16 protein-coding genes are annotated in these 16620 nt (G+C 63.9%); 9 read left to right on the plus strand and 7 right to left on the minus strand.

Annotated features, from left to right (window positions below):
- Positions 1 to 2397, minus strand: a complete 2397-nt coding sequence (gene clpA / locus ACQ6S1_RS02870) for an ATP-dependent Clp protease ATP-binding subunit ClpA (RefSeq protein ID WP_445039642.1) — start codon at positions 2395 to 2397, stop codon at positions 1 to 3.
- 7 nt (positions 2398 to 2404) lie between these two features.
- Positions 2405 to 2758 (minus strand): ATP-dependent Clp protease adapter ClpS, encoded by a 354-nt coding sequence (gene clpS, locus ACQ6S1_RS02875; RefSeq protein ID WP_445039643.1) that lies wholly within the window; start codon positions 2756 to 2758, stop codon positions 2405 to 2407.
- 292 nt (positions 2759 to 3050) lie between these two features.
- Between clpS and ACQ6S1_RS02880 the strand changes: the two genes are divergently transcribed.
- Entirely contained in the window at positions 3051 to 4754 is a 1704-nt protein-coding gene (locus tag ACQ6S1_RS02880; protein ID WP_445039644.1) for a serine hydrolase, read from the plus strand.
- 30 nt (positions 4755 to 4784) lie between these two features.
- Here the strand turns inward: ACQ6S1_RS02880 and ACQ6S1_RS02885 are convergent, their stop codons facing one another.
- Both ACQ6S1_RS02885 and ACQ6S1_RS02890 read right to left on the minus strand, forming a co-directional pair.
- Positions 4785 to 5492, minus strand: a complete 708-nt coding sequence (locus ACQ6S1_RS02885; RefSeq protein ID WP_445039645.1) for a DnaJ domain-containing protein — start codon at positions 5490 to 5492, stop codon at positions 4785 to 4787.
- Between the two features lie 5 nt (positions 5493 to 5497).
- Positions 5498 to 6064: a vWA domain-containing protein gene (locus tag ACQ6S1_RS02890; protein ID WP_445039646.1), complete on the minus strand. Its 567-nt coding sequence runs from the start codon at positions 6062 to 6064 to the stop codon at positions 5498 to 5500.
- A gap of 295 nt (positions 6065 to 6359) precedes the next feature.
- Here ACQ6S1_RS02890 and panC point away from each other — a divergent pair, with 295 nt between their 5' ends.
- The 5 genes from panC (at position 6360) to ACQ6S1_RS02915 (ending at position 9413) form a co-directional block, all read left to right on the plus strand.
- Positions 6360 to 7226 carry a pantoate--beta-alanine ligase gene (gene panC / locus ACQ6S1_RS02895; RefSeq protein ID WP_445039647.1) on the plus strand — a complete coding sequence of 289 codons (867 nt, stop codon included), beginning with the start codon at positions 6360 to 6362 and terminating at the stop codon, positions 7224 to 7226.
- Positions 7227 to 7321: 95 nt separating this feature from the next.
- Positions 7322 to 7972 (plus strand): glutathione S-transferase family protein, encoded by a 651-nt coding sequence (locus ACQ6S1_RS02900; protein ID WP_445039648.1) that lies wholly within the window; start codon positions 7322 to 7324, stop codon positions 7970 to 7972.
- Positions 7973 to 8023: 51 nt separating this feature from the next.
- Positions 8024 to 8458 carry a DUF1489 family protein gene (locus ACQ6S1_RS02905; RefSeq protein WP_445039649.1) on the plus strand — a complete coding sequence of 145 codons (435 nt, stop codon included), beginning with the start codon at positions 8024 to 8026 and terminating at the stop codon, positions 8456 to 8458.
- On the plus strand, positions 8455 to 9150 hold the full coding sequence (locus tag ACQ6S1_RS02910) for a DUF599 domain-containing protein (protein WP_445039650.1): 696 nt from the start codon (positions 8455 to 8457) through the stop codon (positions 9148 to 9150). Before ACQ6S1_RS02905 ends, ACQ6S1_RS02910 begins: the two co-directional genes overlap by 4 nt.
- Positions 9147 to 9413 (plus strand): DUF3253 domain-containing protein, encoded by a 267-nt coding sequence (locus tag ACQ6S1_RS02915; RefSeq protein ID WP_445039651.1) that lies wholly within the window; start codon positions 9147 to 9149, stop codon positions 9411 to 9413. Before ACQ6S1_RS02910 ends, ACQ6S1_RS02915 begins: the two co-directional genes overlap by 4 nt.
- 3 nt (positions 9414 to 9416) lie before the next feature.
- Here ACQ6S1_RS02915 and ACQ6S1_RS02920 read toward each other — a convergent pair whose 3' ends face one another.
- The 3 genes from ACQ6S1_RS02920 to ACQ6S1_RS02930 all read right to left on the minus strand — a co-directional run bounded on the left by ACQ6S1_RS02920 (position 9417) and on the right by ACQ6S1_RS02930 (position 14081).
- On the minus strand, positions 9417 to 11333 hold the full coding sequence (locus ACQ6S1_RS02920; RefSeq protein WP_445039652.1) for a potassium transporter Kup: 1917 nt from the start codon (positions 11331 to 11333) through the stop codon (positions 9417 to 9419).
- A gap of 125 nt (positions 11334 to 11458) precedes the next feature.
- Positions 11459 to 12874, minus strand: coding sequence for a magnesium transporter (mgtE, locus tag ACQ6S1_RS02925; RefSeq protein WP_445039653.1), 1416 nt, complete (start codon positions 12872 to 12874; stop codon positions 11459 to 11461).
- 79 nt (positions 12875 to 12953) lie between these two features.
- A complete protein-coding gene (locus ACQ6S1_RS02930) occupies positions 12954 to 14081 on the minus strand; it encodes an S-(hydroxymethyl)glutathione dehydrogenase/class III alcohol dehydrogenase (RefSeq protein WP_445039654.1) in 1128 nt (375 codons plus the stop codon).
- 103 nt (positions 14082 to 14184) lie between these two features.
- On the opposite strand from ACQ6S1_RS02930, the gene ACQ6S1_RS02935 reads away from it, so the two are divergent.
- The 3 genes from ACQ6S1_RS02935 (at position 14185) to ACQ6S1_RS02945 (ending at position 16616) form a co-directional block, all read left to right on the plus strand.
- Entirely contained in the window at positions 14185 to 14478 is a 294-nt protein-coding gene (locus ACQ6S1_RS02935; RefSeq protein ID WP_445039655.1) for an acylphosphatase, read from the plus strand.
- A 104-nt stretch (positions 14479 to 14582) separates the two neighbouring features.
- On the plus strand, positions 14583 to 16217 hold the full coding sequence (locus tag ACQ6S1_RS02940) for a Na+/H+ antiporter (RefSeq protein WP_445039656.1): 1635 nt from the start codon (positions 14583 to 14585) through the stop codon (positions 16215 to 16217).
- An 84-nt stretch (positions 16218 to 16301) separates the two neighbouring features.
- A complete protein-coding gene (locus ACQ6S1_RS02945) occupies positions 16302 to 16616 on the plus strand; it encodes a polyhydroxyalkanoic acid system family protein (protein WP_445039657.1) in 315 nt (104 codons plus the stop codon).
- The last annotated feature ends 4 nt before the right edge of the window (positions 16617 to 16620 follow it).

Here is a 16620-nt window from a genome sequence, read left to right on the forward strand (position 1 = left end):
TTATTCCTCGGTCGGCACTTTTGGCGCACGCCGTGCGCGCGGCTTTGGCTCGGGCTTTGCCGGCGGTTCAGCGGCGCGCGGCTCGCGCACCACCGGCTCGGCCTTCGGCTTCTCCACGCGACCGGCGGGGAACTCGAAGCCGAGCTTGCGATCCGTGCCGACGCCTTCCAGCACCACCTTGACCGCACCGCCGCTGACGAGCTTGCCGAACAGAACCTCCTCCGCCAGCGGCTTCTTGATCGTCTCCTGGATGAGGCGGGCCAGTGGGCGTGCGCCCATCTGTGGGTCGTAGCCCTTCTCCGCCAGCCAGGCGCGGGCCTCGTCGCTGAGCTCGATCGTGATGCCGCGATCGGCCAGCTGGGCCTCCAGCTGAAGCACGAACTTCTCGACAACAAGCTGCACCACTTCCGCCGGAAGCGGGGCAAAGGCCACGATGGCGTCGATGCGGTTGCGGAATTCCGGCGCGAACAGCCGGTTGATCGCCTCCGTGTCCTCGCCCTCGCGACGGTTCCGTCCGAAACCAATCGGCTCCTTGGCCATGTCGGACGCACCCGCATTCGTCGTCATGATGAGGATGACGTTGCGGAAATCGACCGTCTTGCCGTTGTGATCGGTCAGCTTGCCGTGATCCATGACCTGCAACAGGATGTTGTAGAGGTCCGGATGGGCCTTCTCGATCTCGTCGAGCAGCAGCACGCAGTGCGGATGCTGATCCACGCCATCGGTCAGCAGGCCGCCCTGCTCGAAGCCGACATAGCCGGGAGGCGCGCCGAGCAACCGCGAGACCGTGTGGCGCTCCATATATTCGGACATGTCGAAGCGCAGCATCTGCACGCCGAGGATATCGGCCAATTGCTTGGCCACCTCGGTCTTGCCGACGCCGGTCGGACCCGAGAACAGGTACGAGCCGATCGGCTTCTCGGCATCGCGCAGGCCGGCGCGCGCCAGCTTGATGGCAGCCGACAGCGCATCAATGGCCTCGTTCTGGCCATAGACGACCCGCTTCAGGTTCCCGGTCAGATGACGCAGAACCTCCGCGTCGTCCTTCGAGACGGCCTTCGGAGGAATGCGCGCGATGGAAGCCACCGCCGCCTCGATCTCCTTCACGCCGATCGTCTTCTTGCGCTTGTTCTCCGGCAGCAGCATCTGCGACGCGCCCGTTTCGTCGATCACGTCGATCGCCTTGTCCGGCAGCTTGCGGTCGTGGATGTAGCGCGACGACAGCTCCACCGCCGCCTTGATGGCGTCGTTGGTGAAGCGCACGCGGTGGAAGCTCTCGTAATAGGGTTTGAGGCCCTTCAGGATTTCGATCGCATCCGGAATCGTCGGCTCGGCCACGTCGATTTTCTGGAAGCGCCGCACCAGAGCGCGGTCCTTCTCGAAATGCTGGCGGTATTCCTTGTAGGTCGTGGAGCCGACGCAGCGCAGCGAGCCGTTGGCCAGGGCCGGCTTCAGCAGGTTCGACGCATCCATGGCGCCGCCCGAGGTCGCTCCCGCACCGATAACCGTGTGGATTTCGTCGATGAACAGGATGGCACCGGGGGTGTTCTCGAGTTCCTTGACGACCTGCTTCAGCCGCTCCTCGAAATCGCCGCGATAACGGGTGCCCGCAAGCAGCGCGCCCATGTCGAGCGAGAAGACGGTTGCGTCCTCCAGCACATCCGGCACCTCGCCACGCACGATCCGGCGTGCGAGACCCTCGGCGATGGCGGTCTTGCCAACGCCCGGATCGCCGACGAACAGCGGGTTGTTCTTCTGGCGGCGGCACAGGATCTGAATGGTCCGCTGTATCTCGGTATCACGGCCGATCAGCGGGTCGATCTTGCCGTCGCGCGCCTTCTTGTTGAGGTTGACGCAATAGGTGTCGAGCGCATCAGCCTTCTTCTTGGCCGTCTCGTCGCCGGAGGTTGCCTGCTCGTCCTCGCTGCCGGACTTTGCGCGGCTGTCGCTGGCGCCGGGGCGCTTGGCGATGCCATGGCTGATGTAGTTCACGGCGTCATAGCGCGTCATGTCCTGCTCCTGCAGGAAATAGGCGGCATGGCTCTCGCGCTCGGCGAAGATGGCGACGAGCACGTTCGCGCCGGACACCTCTTCCCGGCCCGACGACTGAACATGAATGACCGCGCGCTGGATCACCCGCTGGAAGCCGGCCGTGGGCTTCGAATCCTCGTGCCCATCGGTCACGAGATTGTCGAGCTCGGCGTCGACATATTCGGCAAGGTTGCGCTTCAGCTGCTCGACATCGACGCTGCACGCCCGCATCACCGCCACCGCATCCTGGTCGTCGATCAAGGACAGCAGAAGATGCTCGAGGGTGGCGTATTCGTGATGGCGCTCATTGGCCAATGCCAGCGCGCGGTGCAGAGACTGCTCTAGGCTGTGGGAGAAAGTCGGCAAGGCAACCTCATTTCTTTTCCATGACGCATTGCAGAGGGTGCTGGTGACGGCGCGCAAAGTCCATAACCTGCGTCACTTTCGTCTCTGCAATCTCGTAAGTGAAGGTGCCGCAATCGCCGACGCCGTTCTGGTGAACGTGCAGCATGATCTGCGTTGCCTCTTCACGGTTCTTGTTGAAGAAGCGCTCCAGCACATGGACGACGAATTCCATGGGTGTGTAGTCGTCGTTCAGCAGGAGCACCCGGTACAGGCTTGGGCGCTTCGTCTTGAAGCGCGTCTTCGGGGCGACCACCGTGCCGCCACCGTTGTCATCATTGCGTCGCGATGCCCCGACCACGCGCTCGAACGATTTGTCTGTCATCTGCTCTGGCAGTTCCTGATCCCCTATCCGCCGGGCGGATCAATCATCGCTCCTGGGAAGAGCTTCAACGATAATCTAGGATCGCACCAGCCCGTCCGCCAGCGTCGGCCATCAAGCTTTCGGGATGTTTGCAAAGAGGTCCCAGTCCGGGACTCGTTTCGTCGCTTTGCGGATTGTGTTTAACCCCTCCGTAACCGCAACAGCAGCATTCTACGAAAAATGAGGCGTGAGCGTCGGGGCTGGACGCGATAGGCCGATCCTTGGGGCGAGGATCGGACGTGTGGGGATCACAATGAGTATGCGTAAGGTTGCCGTTTCCAAATGGGGATTTGCCGTGCGGGCGCTCTCCGCGGCGCTCGTGCTGGCCTTCGTGTCCGGATCGCCGTCCGAAGCTGCGAAGAAGAAGCCGGCGCAGCGCAAAGAGGTTTCCCAGAAGTCGAAAAAAGCGGCCGGCGGTGGCTACAACCCGCCTTATGCCGCGCTCGTGGTCGATGCGAATACGGGCAAGGTCCTGTTCGAGGACCGGGCAGACGCCACGCGCCATCCGGCTTCGCTTACCAAGGTGATGACGCTCTATATCCTCTTCGAGGAGCTTGAGCGCGGCTCGCTGAGACTCGATTCCGAACTGAAGATTTCCGCCAACGCCGCCCGCCAGTCCCCCTCCAAGCTCGGCCTGCGGCCGGGTGAGACGATCGAGGTCGAGGACGCGATCAAGGCGCTGGTCACGAAATCCGCGAACGACGTGGCCTACGCGATCGGCGAAAACCTTTCGGGCTCGGAAGCCGCATTCGCCCAGCGCATGACCCGCCGCGCCCGCTCGCTCGGCATGAGATCGACGGTTTATGTCAACGCATCGGGTCTGCCCGATGACCGCCAAGTGACCTCAGCCGCCGACCTCGCGATTCTCGGTCGCGCCATTCAGGACCGCTTCCCGAAATATTTCCCGTATTTCTCGACCCGCAGCTTCACCTGGAAGGGCCGCGTCATCGGCAGCCATAACCGGCTCGTGACAGGCATGAAGGGTGTCGACGGCATCAAGACCGGATTCGTGCGGGCCTCGGGCTTTAACCTCCTGACCTCCGCGAAGGAAGGTAACCGCAGCATCGTGGCCGTGGTTCTGGGCGGCAAGTCCGGCGCCTCGCGTGACGCTGCGATGCGCAAGCTTGTGAGCACGTACATGGACAAGGCGTCTCCGCGCCGCTCGGCGCCGCTGATCGCCGAAGCCGCAGGACGTGACGAGCCGCTGCCGACCCTAGCGGTAGCCGCTGCTGCACCAACTGCCACGGCCCGCACCACGCCGGCTCCTGTTCCCGTGCCCATGCCCTCGCATGTGGCTGCCGCCGTCGCCGCTTCGCTTGCAACGCCCGCTTCCGTGCCCACCCCGGTCGCGGCACCGGCAGCGACGCCGGTTCAGACCGCGCGTGCCTCGACGGCGTCTTCGCCCTCGCCGGACGCGATCGCCCGCCGTATCGCGCTGGCGAACGAAGTTGCCTCGCACACCACTCCGGGTCAGGACGACATGCGTTGGGTCGTCGGCAGCCAACCGGCCGCGACCGCCTCCGCCGAACCCCGCACCACGGGCGGCACCACGCCGGGATCCGCACGCACACAGCACGTGGCAAGCGCCAAGCCGATCGAGATCGAGCAGCCCGTTCAGGCAGGCTTGATCGGAAACCGGTCGTCCGTCTCCGCTTACGCGGACGAGCAGCCCACGAAGAGCAACGCCGCTCTGGCCGCTGTGATGCCGCAGCGTCCTGGCTGGCAGATCCAGATCGGTGCGACGGACGATGTGGCGAAGGCCGAGGCGCTGATCCAGCGCGCCCATCCGACCATCCGCAAAATCGACGCCAAGGCGGAATCGTTCACCGAGACCGTCACCAAGGGCGAGGTCACGCTCTACCGGGCCCGCTTTGCCGGCCTGAGCGAGCGCTCCGCACAGGCGGCCTGCAAGGCCCTGAAGCGGTCTTCCTTGTCCTGTTTCGCCCTCAAGAACTGAGTGAAACCAATGCAGCCAACCGCCGATAGTTCAGCGTTGAGTGCGGGTGAGCACATCTTTGGCCTGGTTGACCCGGCTGGCGAGATAATTCGAGCCCCCCTGGTCGGGATGGAGCTTCTTCATAAGCTCCCGATGCGCACGGCGGATGTCCGCCGTGCCGGCCCCCGGATCAAGCCCCAGGATCTGGTACGCCTCCTCCTGGGTCATCGGGCCCTGGCCCGCCGTGTCGTGGCTCCGCGGACCCGGGTCGCCCTGCAGGTCTTCACGCCAGCCGGGCATGCGGCGGTCCAGATAAGCTTCGAGTAGCGACGCCGCCTGCGGTTCGGCGTGGACCAAGCCGCGCATGAGGCCGATGAGCTGGTCTCGTGTCAGCTGGTCGAGTTCCCGGCCGGCAAGCTCACCGGCCAGAACCCGTCCCCTCATCGCTCCGCTGTCGAGATCGAGTTCCATCTCCAGCATTCCGGTCCGCACCCGGGATGTTCCTCCCGGCTTTCGGCTCGTGCGCCCAGCAAAGCGCCAGCCTCCGACGCGTTTCAGCAACCCGATGCCGAGCAGGATGAGCGGCAAGCCGAAAGCACCTCGCCCCAGCAGCGTCAATCCGGCACCCGCGATCACCGCGAGGACACCTCCGCCCAGCCGGATGTTGTGCGCGAGGGTTTGAGGGTTCGCGTTGACGAAGGCGCGCCGTCCCCACAGGAAAAGACCGAGCGCGCCAAGCCCCAAAAGAAGTGCGTACATCGGGATCAGCGCATCTGCGACAGCATGAGGCGCGCCGCCGGATCATTGCGGGAAAGGCGTTCGAGGCCGGCACGTCCCTGCGCGGCATAGGCGGCCGCCGCGCGAAGCAGGCGGCGCAATTCCTCCACCGCGCCCTGATCGAAGCGGCCATAGGCACCTCGCGTCAGGCGAGCGATCTCGCGAAATGCATTTTCAGCCACGACGTCACGCCCCTCCTGAAACACGAAAGCCGGAATGCCGAGCAGGCCGAGCTGCCCGGCGATCTGGCACAAATCGTCCAGCCGCTCCTCCATGGCATCGCCGATGAAGACAAACGCTGCAACACGTGATTCTTCCGCGGTGTTTCGGACATACGCCAGAACCCGCCCGATCTGCGTGTGGCCTCCCCGGCAGTCGATGCGCGACATCAGGCCGGCCAGAGCGCGGGAATCGTCGAGCCACCGGCTGGCCTTGCATTCCCCGTATCCACGAAAATAGACAAGCTGAATCGCCAACCCACCCGCACCCGCCGCCTCGTCGAACATTTCGCTTTGCAGCGCGCAGGCACGATCCCAGGTCGGCTGCCGGCTCATCGTGGCATCCAGCGCAAAGACCAAACGCCCCTTCCGTTCCGAGGGGGCGAGTTCACGTGCCTGTTTCAGGAAGCCCTCGACCTCGCGGTTTGACGAGGCAGCGACGGAGCTAGAATCATGGGAGGTGCCGCGCGACGGCATCTTCGAAATTGCCATACAAGCTATGTGGCCGCAGCCGGCATCAGGCGCAACATCACGAACGCGCGTGTGCTCTGCGCGTTCGGCGCTGTTTCGCAGCGCTTGGTTCCCCGCCCTGGTCTCTGATAGAGCGTGCCGAGGCTTGAGGGAGAGCAGCATGTCCGAGCATCCGAAAATCGTGCACACCCGCAGCGAGCTTCGAGACGCCGGTGCCGGATGGCGCGCGGTGGGGGAAACCATCGCTCTGGTGCCCACCATGGGTGCGCTGCATGACGGCCACCTGGCGCTGGTGCGCCTTGCCAAAGCGAAGGCCGACCGGGTGATCGTCTCCATCTTCGTCAACCCGACACAATTCGCACCGCACGAGGATTTCGGCCGCTATCCACGAACGCTCGACGCCGATTCGCAGAAACTGGCGGTCGAAAACGTTGACCTGATCTACGCGCCCTCCGCCGACGAGATGTATCCGGCCGGCTTTGCCACACGGATCGTTCCCGACGCGGGGCCTGCGCTGGGACTGGAAAGCGATGCACGCCCCCATTTCTTCGGCGGCGTCGCGACGGTCGTCTCCAAGCTCTTTCTTCAGGCCCGCCCCGACATCGCAATCTTCGGCGAGAAGGACTGGCAGCAATTGCAGGTCGTGCGCCGGATGGTGAAGGATCTCGATCTCGGCATCGAGGTCGTTTCCGGCCCAACCGTGCGGGAAGCCGACGGCCTCGCTCTGTCTTCCCGCAACGCCTATCTGTCGCCGGAGGATCGTGCTGTTGCGCCGATCCTCCACCGCGTTCTCGTCGACAGCGCTGCCTTGATCGGAGGTGGCGCGCCGATGAACACCGTTCTGCAGGAAGCGCGCGAGGCGGTCACGAACGCCGGCTTCTCGGTCGATTATCTCGAAGGCCGGCATGCTTACGACCTGACGGCAATCGAAGGCCCCCATCACGGTCCGGTCCGGCTTCTTGTGGCGGCCCGCATCGGCGGCACCCGGCTTATCGACAATGTGGCGGTGCCCTCGGACGCCCATTGACCCATCATCGGCCGATATAGCTGGCATCAGCGAAATCCGCTTTTCCCGCACCCCGCCATGCGCACAATGCGGGACCACCTTCATCGGAGACCGGGATGTCCCTGACGCTCATCATCGGCAACAAGAACTATTCCTCGTGGTCGCTGCGCCCATGGCTTGCCATGAAGCAGACGGGCATCGCGTTCGAGGAAGTGGTGATCCCGATTTACATCGAGGGTTCGAAGCAGCAGATCCTCTCCCATTCGCCAGCCGGAAAGGTGCCCGCGCTGAACGATGATGGGTTCGTGGTCTGGGATTCGCTGGCCATCATCGAATATCTGGCCGAGCTCGTCCCGGAGCGAGGGCTGTGGCCGGCCGATCGGCACGCGCGGGCGATGGCCCGCGCCATCTGCGCCGAAATGCATTCCGGCTTCGTGCCCCTGCGCAAGGCGCTGACCATGAACGCGCGCCGGCGTATTGCCGATTTCGAGGCGCCGCCTGAGGCGTTGGAGAACGTCGCACGGATCGAGGAGATCTGGTCGGCCGTGCGCGGCCGCTACGGTGCAGGCGGACCTTTCCTGTTCGGGCAATTCACGGCCGCGGATGCCTTCTATGCGCCGGTCGTAAGCCGCTTCGAAACCTACGGAATCGAGGTCGCCCCAGAAAATCGGGCCTATATGGATGGCGTTCTGAACCTGCCGGCGATGCAGGACTGGAACCGCGCGGCCGCCGCAGAACCCTGGACCCTTCCGCAGTTCGAGGTCTGATCTATCCACAGCAGGCCTTGCCGCCGCGTCCGCATCGCGGCAGGAAAGAGCATGCCGCTGCATCTGCAAAAACTGTGTGTGGGAGCCGTGTCCTGCGAGGACATGGAGGAATGGATCGAGGAGACGCTCGAGCGCAAGCGCCATGCGAGCGTTCCGGTGGAGCAGATCCACACCACCCGCATGATGCCCAGCCGCGCGGCTGAGATCCTGGACGGCGGTTCGCTCTATTGGGTCATCAAGGGCGCGATGTTGGCCCGGCAGCGGATATTGGCGCTGCGGCCGGTGACCGGCACCGACGGAATCGCGCGATGCGAGATCGTGCTGGAACCGAAGATGATCCGGGTCGATCCTCGCCCCCGCCGCGCCTTCCAGGGCTGGCGCTATCTGACGGCAGACGATGCGCCTTCCGATCTGCGCCAGGGGGCGGAAGGCGGCGATCTGCCCGCGCACCTCGCGCTCGAATTGCGGGAGCTTGGCCTGCTATGAGCGAGATATCGCTGCTCGACTATGCCTCGCTGGCATTTTTCCTGTCCTGCTGGCTGTCCTATTACGCCTATCTGGAAATCAGCAGCCATTCCCGAAACAGCCTGAACGTGCGCATGCACGAGGCGCGGCTGGAATGGATGCGGGCGTGCTATCGACGCGAAAACCGCATCCTCGACGGGCAATTGATAGGCGGTCTGCAGAATGGCACGGCCTTCTTCGCATCGAGCTCGCTGATCGCTATCGGCGGCACGCTGTCGGCGCTTGGCGTCGCGGACCGGGCGCTCGAATTGTTTGCCGCCGTGCCGTTCACCGCGCCGACGACACGGGCCGTGTTCGAGATCAAGGTGCTCGGCCTCGCGCTGATCTTCACTTATTCGTTCTTCAAGCTGGTCTGGTCGTACCGCCTGTTCAATTATGCAGCGATCCTGATCGGCGTCATGCCGCCCCCGCGCCATCCCAACGAGGCGGAGGTCGAGCAGGCGGTGCAGAGAGCGGCGCGCATGAACATTGCGGCGGCGCGCAATTTCAACCGCGGACTGCGCGCCTTCTTCTTCGCGATCGCCTATCTGGGATGGTTCGCCGGACCGATCGCGTTCATCGCCACCACGTCGGTCGTCGCCATCGTGCTCTGGCGGCGGCAATTCGCATCCGAATCTCTGGAAGCGGCAAGCTGGACTGCGGAACGCCCATGAGCGTTTCCGAGGAAGCTCTCGAACAGACGATCCTGCGCATGACCGAGGAGCGCGGAGCCGGCAAGAGCATCTGCCCTTCCGAAGCGGCGCGCAGCGCGGGCCACGCGGCGGAGGTCGATTGGCTGCCCCTCATGCAGCCCGTGCGCAAGGTCGCGGTCCGGCTCGCCGGCGACGGCAAGATCGCGATCCTGCGCAAGGGGAAGCCGGTCGACCCGGACAATTTCAAGGGGGTCTACCGGCTCAGCCTTCCGCGCAAGGAATAGCGCTCAGAGCGTGACCTGGCTTCCCAGCTCGATCACACGGCCCGCGGGAATGCGGAAATACTCGATCAGATCGTCCGCCTGCTTGTTGAGGACGATGTAGAGATTGTCCTGCCACAGCGGCATGCCCTCATGGGCTGAGGCCCTCAGGGATCGGCGGCCGATGAAGAACGAGGTCGACATGATGTCGAACTTCAGGCCGTGGCTTTTGGCCTTGGCCAATGCCTTCGGGATGTTGGGCGTTTCCATGTAGCCGTAATAGATCTCGACCCGTGCGAAATCCGGAGCGAGCCATTCCAGCTTCGTGCGCTCGGCATTGCTGGCGTAGGGGTGCTGCAGGGTGCGGACCGTCACCACCACGTTCTTCTCGTGGAGCACCTTGTTGTGCTTCAGATTGTGGAGCATGGCGGCCGGCGCGACTTCCGGATCGGAGGTGAGGAAGATGGCGGTGCCCGGCACGCGGACGGCCGATCCCTTGCTCAGCGACCGCAACAGGTCGGTCAGCGGCACGCTGCCCTTGCGCAGCTTCACCGCCAGGATGCCGCTGCCGCGCACCCAGGTCCACATCATCACGGTCATCGCAGCGCCCAGCAGGAGGGGCACATAGCCGCCATCGAGCAGCTTCAGCAAATTCGCGGTGAGGAACGTGGTGTCGATGGCGATCAGCGGAAGCATGACCAGCACCGCGAGCGTCCAGCCCCATTTCCAGGCCCGCGCGATGACGACGATGGCCAGAAGGCTCGTCGTGAACATCGTGCCAACCACCGCGATGCCATAGGCGGAAGCAAGTTCGCTGGAGCTCTCGAACAGGATCACCAGCAGGATAGCGCCGGCCAGCATCAGCCAGTTGACCTTCGGCATATAGACCTGGCCGAGCTGGGTTTCGGACGTGTGGGTGACTTCGAGGCGCGGCAGCACTCCCAGCATCATCGCCTGCCGGGTGAGCGAATACGCGCCGGTGATGACCGCCTGCGCCGCGATGACCGTTGCGAGCGTGGCCAGCAGGACGAATGGCAAGCGCGCCCATTCGGGTGCCGTGAGAAAGAACAGATTGCCGATCGTCTCGGGTTGCGAAAGCGCCAGCGCGCCCTGCCCCAGATAATTCAGGGTCAGTGCCGGCAGCACGCAGAACAGCCAGGCGCGGCGGATCGGGTCGCGGCCGAAATGGCCCATATCGGCATACAGCGCCTCCGCCCCCGTAACGGCGAGGAACACCGAACCCAGCACGGTGAAGCCGATGAGGCCATGGCCGAACATGAAGCGGACGGCGTGCGAGGGATCGAGAGCCCACAGGATGTCGGGCGAATCGAAGATGTGCCAGACGCCCAGCACGGTGAGCGTGGCGAACCACACCAGCATGATCGGCCCAAAGAACGACGCGACCCGCTCCGTGCCGTAGGACTGCACGACATAGACCGCCGTGAGGATGACAAGCGTGACCGGCACCACCCAGCCAACCGGCAAGGGAGACGCGGTGGTGAGGCCCTCGACCGCCGACAGCACGGAGATGGCCGGCGTAAGAATGGAATCGCCGTAGAACAGCGAGGCACCGACGATGCCCAGCCCAAGCACGATGGGACTGGGCTTCTTCAGCGAGGATTGCGCCAGCGCCATAAGCGAGAAGGTGCCGCCTTCCCCGGAATTGTCGGCTCGCATCATGAGCACGACGTATTTGAGCGTGACGACCACAATCAGTGCCCAGATCAGCAGCGAAACGATGCCGACCACCTCTTCATGGCTCGGGGCACGGCCGACATGGAGGAGAGATTCCCGAAGGGCGTAGAGCGGGCTCGTGCCGATGTCGCCATAGACGACGCCAAGGCTGCCGAGGATCATCAGCCTTTGTGTGCGGCCCGAGGATTTATGGAGATGAGCGCCCTGGCCCGCTGTCGATGCGGCCATTGAGGGCATGATATCGTTCATTGAAGGGCCTCGCCCGAACGTGCGCCTGCTGGGCGCCTGCAGCCCATAACGCCGTCGGAGCGATAAGGCTCCCGCCGCGAATGGGGCGGCTCATATACGCTCGTGCAACGCTACCTGCAATCGCCTCAGTGCAGGCCGAACCACCATGCGGCGAGCCCCAGAAAGGCGAAGAAGCCCACGACGTCGGTGATGGTGCTGACGAACACACCCGAGGCCACCGCAGGATCGAGCTTCAGCCGGTGGACCGTGATGGGGATGAGCGCCCCGAACAGGCCCGCGACGAGCATGTTGACGATCAGGGCCGCGGCGATGACGCCGCCGAGCTCCGCGTTCATGAACCACAGGCCGGCAATGGCCCCGAGAATGATCGACAGGCATGCGCCGTTCAGCACGCCGACCAGCATTTCACGCGTGATGATGCGCCGGATGTTTCGCCGGCCCAGTTCCCGGCTGGAGAGCGCGCGCACCGTCACGGTCATGGCCTGGGTTGCAGCGTTTCCGCCGAGCGACGCGACGATCGGCATGAGGATGGCGAGAGCCACCATGTGCTCGATGGTATCGGAGAACAGACCGATGACGGCTGCCGTGAGGAACGCCGTGCCAAGGTTGATGAGCAGCCAGGGAAAACGGCTGCGCGCCGTCTCGGGAACGTTGTCCGACAATTCCTCGTCGCCGAACACGCCGCCGAGCGCGCGGATATCCTCGTCCGCTTCCTGCTGGATGACGTCCACCATGTCGTCGACCGTCAAAACGCCGACGAGGCGGTCTTCGGCATCCACGACGGGAGCCGAGACGAGGTTGTAGCGCTGGAATTGCCGCGCCACTTCCTCGCGGTCCGACAAGGCTTCGAACGAGCGGACATCCTCTGTGAGAACGGTCTCGAGCTGGGCATTGCGCGGGCTGCGCAGCAGCTTGTCGAGAGGCACGGAGCCCTGAAGGCGGAAGGCGGGATCGATGACGAAGATCTCGTAGAAGATCTCCGGCCCGTCATCAGCAAGTTCCGCGAGGTAATCGATCGCGCGACCCACCGTCCAGAACGGCGGGAGGGCCACGAAATCGGTCTGCATCAAGCGGCCGGCAGCCTCCTCCGGAAAATCGAGGGCGCGCACGAGCGCCGCACGCTCCGGCAGCGGAAGCCGGTCGAGGATCTCTTTCCGGTCTTCGTCTTCGAGGTCTTCGAGGATGTAGACCGCGTCGTCGGAATCGAGCTCCCGGAGGCCCTCGACGATCGTGTCGGTTTCCAGCTCCTCCAGGATTTCGAGGCGGACGTTCTCGTCCACCTCGGTCAGGGCCGCGAAGTGGAAATTCTCGCCCAGGAGCTCGACGAGAAGCGGTCGGAGTTCCGGATCGAGCGCCTCGATCAGTTCGCCGACATCGGCCTCATGAAGATCGCCGGCAAGCGCGCGCAGGCGCTCGGCGTCCTCGGTGCGGATCGTTTCGACAACGGCCTCGACGAAGGCGGCCGTGATGCCGCCGCCCTCGTCGGATGGGTGGGTGTCGGATGTGCGCTCGGCCGTATCGATCAGATCAGGCTCGGCCATCAGCACTCCGGAACAGCAAGAAGGGTGAATGCCCCTCTTTTACTCACCCTTCGCTAACAGGCAATGACCGGGACGATATTCAGAAGATCACCACGCCGCGCACACTCTCTCCGTGGTGCATCAGCTCGAAGCCGTGATTGATCTCCTCGAGCGGCATCGTGTGGGTGATCATGGGATCGATCTCGATCTTTCCGTCCATGTACCAATCCACGATCTTCGGCACGTCCGTTCGGCCCCGCGCACCACCAAAGGCCGAACCCCGCCACGAACGCCCGGTGACGAGCTGGAACGGCCGGGTGGAGATTTCCTGGCCAGCGCCGGCCACGCCGATGACGATGCTTTCGCCCCAACCGCGATGGCAGGCCTCCAGAGCCTGGCGCATGACCTTCACATTGCCGGTGCAATCGAAGGTGTAGTCGGCACCGCCGATCTGATCGAAACCCGTCTTCGTCATGTTGACGAGATAAGGCACGAGGTCTTCGCCGATTTCGGTGGGATTGACGAAATGGGTCATGCCGAAGCGTTCGCCCCATTCCTTCTTGTCGTTGTTGATGTCGACGCCGATGATCATGTCCGCGCCGACGAGACGAAGGCCCTGGATCACGTTCAGTCCGATGCCGCCGAGGCCGAACACGATCGCCTTCGCGCCCGGCTCCACCTTTGCCGTGTTGATGACGGCGCCGACGCCGGTCGTCACACCGCAGCCGATGTAACAGACCTTGTCGAAAGGCGCGTCCTCGCGAATCTTCGCGAGCGCGATCTCGGGCAGCACCGTGTAGTTCGCGAAGGTCGATGTGCCCATGTAATGGTGCAGCTTCTTGCCCTCGAGCGAGAAGCGCGAGGTGCCATCCGGCATGAGGCCCTGCCCCTGTGTGCCGCGGATCTTGGTGCAGAGATTGGTTTTGCGTGACAGGCAGGACGCGCATTCGCGGCATTCCGGCGTGTAGAGCGGAATGACGTGATCGCCCGGCTTCAAGGTGGTGACGCCGGCCCCGACCTCGACCACCACGCCCGCGCCTTCATGGCCGAGGATGGCAGGAAAGAGCCCCTCCGGATCCGCACCGGACAGCGTGAACCAGTCCGTATGGCAGATGCCGGTGGCCTTGATCTCCACCAGCACTTCGCCGGCGCGCGGCCCCTCCAGTTGAACAGTGGTGATTTCGAGCGGCTTTCCTGCGGCAATGGCAACGGCTGCACGAACGTCCATGGTGCTCCTCCCCAAAAGTTCTTGTTTCGAGAATTTATGGAGGAAGAAATCGCTTTCCGGTAGCCCCCGAAAAGCCTTGGGCAACCAACAAGGGAGAGGACGCATGGAATCTTCGGTCCACATCATCGTCACGGGCAAGGTGCAAGGGGTCGGCTATCGCGCCTGGCTGCAGGATCAGGCCAAGCGGCGCGAGCTTCACGGATGGACTCGAAATCGCACTGATGGAAGCGTCGAGGCCGTGGTCGCCGGTCCAGACCGGGATGTGGCCGATCTTCTTGCCGAGATCAGGATCGGCCCTGCAACGGCACGTGTCGACGACATGCGCACCCGCCCCGCGGCTCCTGCAGAAGCCACCTCGCAACACGGCGCCGGTTTCCTGATCCTGCCGGACCTCTGAGCGGAGCCGCCCGGATGATGGAAGTATCCGGCTGTTGCGCTTCACCGTAACAACCCTTTAGGGAGAATACCCCCTTTCCAAACGTATGCGGCGCAGGAGCTTCGATGGACGTCATCAGTGTCGCCCTAATCCTCATGCTTGCAGTCGTCGTTAGCGGCGCGATGGGCCGCATGCTCCCCTCGTCCATTCCGCTGCCGCTGATCCAGATTGCATTGGGAGCCTTCATCTCGGGCATTGCGGATCTGGGAGTGAAGCTGCATCCGGAAATCTTCTTCCTGCTCTTCCTGCCCCCGCTCCTCTTCCTCGATGGCTGGCGCATCCCGAAGGAAGGTCTTTCCCGGGACAAGGGCTTCATCCTGGAGCTGGCGCTGGGCCTCGTGATCCTGACTGTGGTCGGCGTCGGCTTCTTCCTGCACTGGCTCATTCCCAGCATGCCGCTGGCAGTGTGCTTCGCGGTGGCGGCGGTGGTCTCGCCGACCGATCCGATTGCGGTTTCCGCCGTGGCCTCCCAGACGCCCGTTCCCAATCGGCTGATGCACATTCTGGAAGGTGAATCGCTGCTGAATGACGCCTCGGGCCTCGTCTGCCTGCGCTTCGCCATCGCAGCGGCACTCACCGGGACGTTCTCGCTTGCCGATGCCTCCCTGACCTTCCTTTGGCTGGCGGCCGGCGGCATCAGTATCGGCGTGGGCGTCACCTGGCTGATCGCCAGCGTCCGCCGCTGGCTGAACGAGCGTTACGGGGAAGAGCCCGCGGGCTCTATCCTGCTCACGGTTCTCATGCCGTTCGGCGCCTATATCCTGGCCGAGGAGGTGCATTGCTCCGGCATTCTTGCCGCTGTCGCGGCAGGCATTTCCATGAGCTATTTCAGCACCTGGCACGAAATGAGGGCCACCACACGCGTCAATGGCAATGCCGTGTGGGACATGATCCAGTTCGCGGCGAACGGCATCATCTTCGTGCTGCTGGGCGAGCAGCTTCCCGACATCCTCTCCGGGGCCATGGAAAGCGCGGGGGAAGCAGGTACGCTGAACCCCTGGTGGCTGCTTGTTTACGTGCTGGCGATCAATGCCGCGCTTATCGGAGTGCGTCTGGCGTGGGTGTGGACGTCGGTACACTTCTTCCTGTTCCGTGAAACGCGACGCGGCAACGACGTCAAGAAGCCGTCCCGCCGTCTCGTGCTGGCCATGTCGGTCGCGGGCGTGCGTGGCGCCATCACCCTCGCCGGTGTGCTCACCCTTCCGATAACGCTCGTGGACGGATCACCATTTCCAGCGCGTGATCTCGCGATCTTCCTGGCCGCCGGCGTGATCATCTTTTCCATCGTGATCGCCAGCGTCACCCTTCCCCGCCTGTTGAAGAACGTCGAATTCCCTCTCGAACCTTCCGAAGAGGAGGCGGAAGACATGGCGCGCATCGCCGCCGCCGAAGCCGCCATTCAGGCCATCGAACAGACCCAGCATGAGTTGGCTGAAGGCCGCAGCGATGCCGACATTTTCGCCGATGTCGGCAGCCGGCTGATGGATGTGTACCGGGCGCGCGTCGCCTCGCGGCGACAGGCCTCGGAAATTGCAGCATCCAACCATATGCTGGAAGGGATCGAGCGGCAGCTGAGGCTGGCCGCCCTGACCGCCGAACGCCGCCAGATCCTGCGGCTGCGCAGGCGCCGGGAAATCGGTGAGGAGATCGCGCGCAAGCTGATCCGCGAAGTCGATTACGTGGAAGCGCGCTTCAGCTGACACGCGGGAGCGCGCCACCTCGCGGCACTCGCAAACACGGCTCCTGCGCCTATCTAGAAAGATCAGTTCTCAGGGAGCCAGTTTATGAAGAAGCCCGTGGTCGTCACTCTCCCGCACCAGCACACCAAGGCCGAGGCGATCAAACGGATCCGTGACGGACTAAATGGCGTGCGGCCACAGCTTGCCGCCTACACCACGTCGGTCGAGGATGAATGGCGCGAGGACGATCTGCATTTTCGCGTGGTGGCCATGAAGCAGACCGTGAGCGGCCGCATCCACGTCATGGATCAGCAGGTGCGCGTCGAGGTGGATCTTCCCTGGGTGCTTGCCGCCATCGCGGAAAAGGTGCGCGGGCAGATCGAAAAGCGGGGCTCGCAAATCCTGCTGGAAAAGAAGTAAGGCG

Source organism: Terrihabitans aquatilis, assembly GCF_052542005.1.

Excerpts from the sequence above, each read along its gene's own strand:
- clpS (WP_445039643.1), bottom strand. The coding sequence starts at position 2,758 with ATGACAGACAAATCGTTCGAGCGCGTGGTCGGGGCATCGCGACGCAAT.
- ACQ6S1_RS02880 (WP_445039644.1), top strand. The coding sequence starts at position 3,051 with ATGAGTATGCGTAAGGTTGCCGTTTCCAAATGGGGATTTGCCGTGCGG.
- ACQ6S1_RS02885 (WP_445039645.1), bottom strand. The coding sequence starts at position 5,492 with ATGTACGCACTTCTTTTGGGGCTTGGCGCGCTCGGTCTTTTCCTGTGG.
- ACQ6S1_RS02890 (WP_445039646.1), bottom strand. The coding sequence starts at position 6,064 with ATGAGCCGGCAGCCGACCTGGGATCGTGCCTGCGCGCTGCAAAGCGAA.
- panC (WP_445039647.1), top strand. The coding sequence starts at position 6,360 with ATGTCCGAGCATCCGAAAATCGTGCACACCCGCAGCGAGCTTCGAGAC.
- ACQ6S1_RS02900 (WP_445039648.1), top strand. The coding sequence starts at position 7,322 with ATGTCCCTGACGCTCATCATCGGCAACAAGAACTATTCCTCGTGGTCG.
- ACQ6S1_RS02905 (WP_445039649.1), top strand. The coding sequence starts at position 8,024 with ATGCCGCTGCATCTGCAAAAACTGTGTGTGGGAGCCGTGTCCTGCGAG.
- ACQ6S1_RS02910 (WP_445039650.1), top strand. The coding sequence starts at position 8,455 with ATGAGCGAGATATCGCTGCTCGACTATGCCTCGCTGGCATTTTTCCTG.
- ACQ6S1_RS02915 (WP_445039651.1), top strand. The coding sequence starts at position 9,147 with ATGAGCGTTTCCGAGGAAGCTCTCGAACAGACGATCCTGCGCATGACC.
- ACQ6S1_RS02920 (WP_445039652.1), bottom strand. The coding sequence starts at position 11,333 with ATGAACGATATCATGCCCTCAATGGCCGCATCGACAGCGGGCCAGGGC.
- mgtE (WP_445039653.1), bottom strand. The coding sequence starts at position 12,874 with ATGGCCGAGCCTGATCTGATCGATACGGCCGAGCGCACATCCGACACC.
- ACQ6S1_RS02930 (WP_445039654.1), bottom strand. The coding sequence starts at position 14,081 with ATGGACGTTCGTGCAGCCGTTGCCATTGCCGCAGGAAAGCCGCTCGAA.
- ACQ6S1_RS02935 (WP_445039655.1), top strand. The coding sequence starts at position 14,185 with ATGGAATCTTCGGTCCACATCATCGTCACGGGCAAGGTGCAAGGGGTC.
- ACQ6S1_RS02940 (WP_445039656.1), top strand. The coding sequence starts at position 14,583 with ATGGACGTCATCAGTGTCGCCCTAATCCTCATGCTTGCAGTCGTCGTT.
- ACQ6S1_RS02945 (WP_445039657.1), top strand. The coding sequence starts at position 16,302 with ATGAAGAAGCCCGTGGTCGTCACTCTCCCGCACCAGCACACCAAGGCC.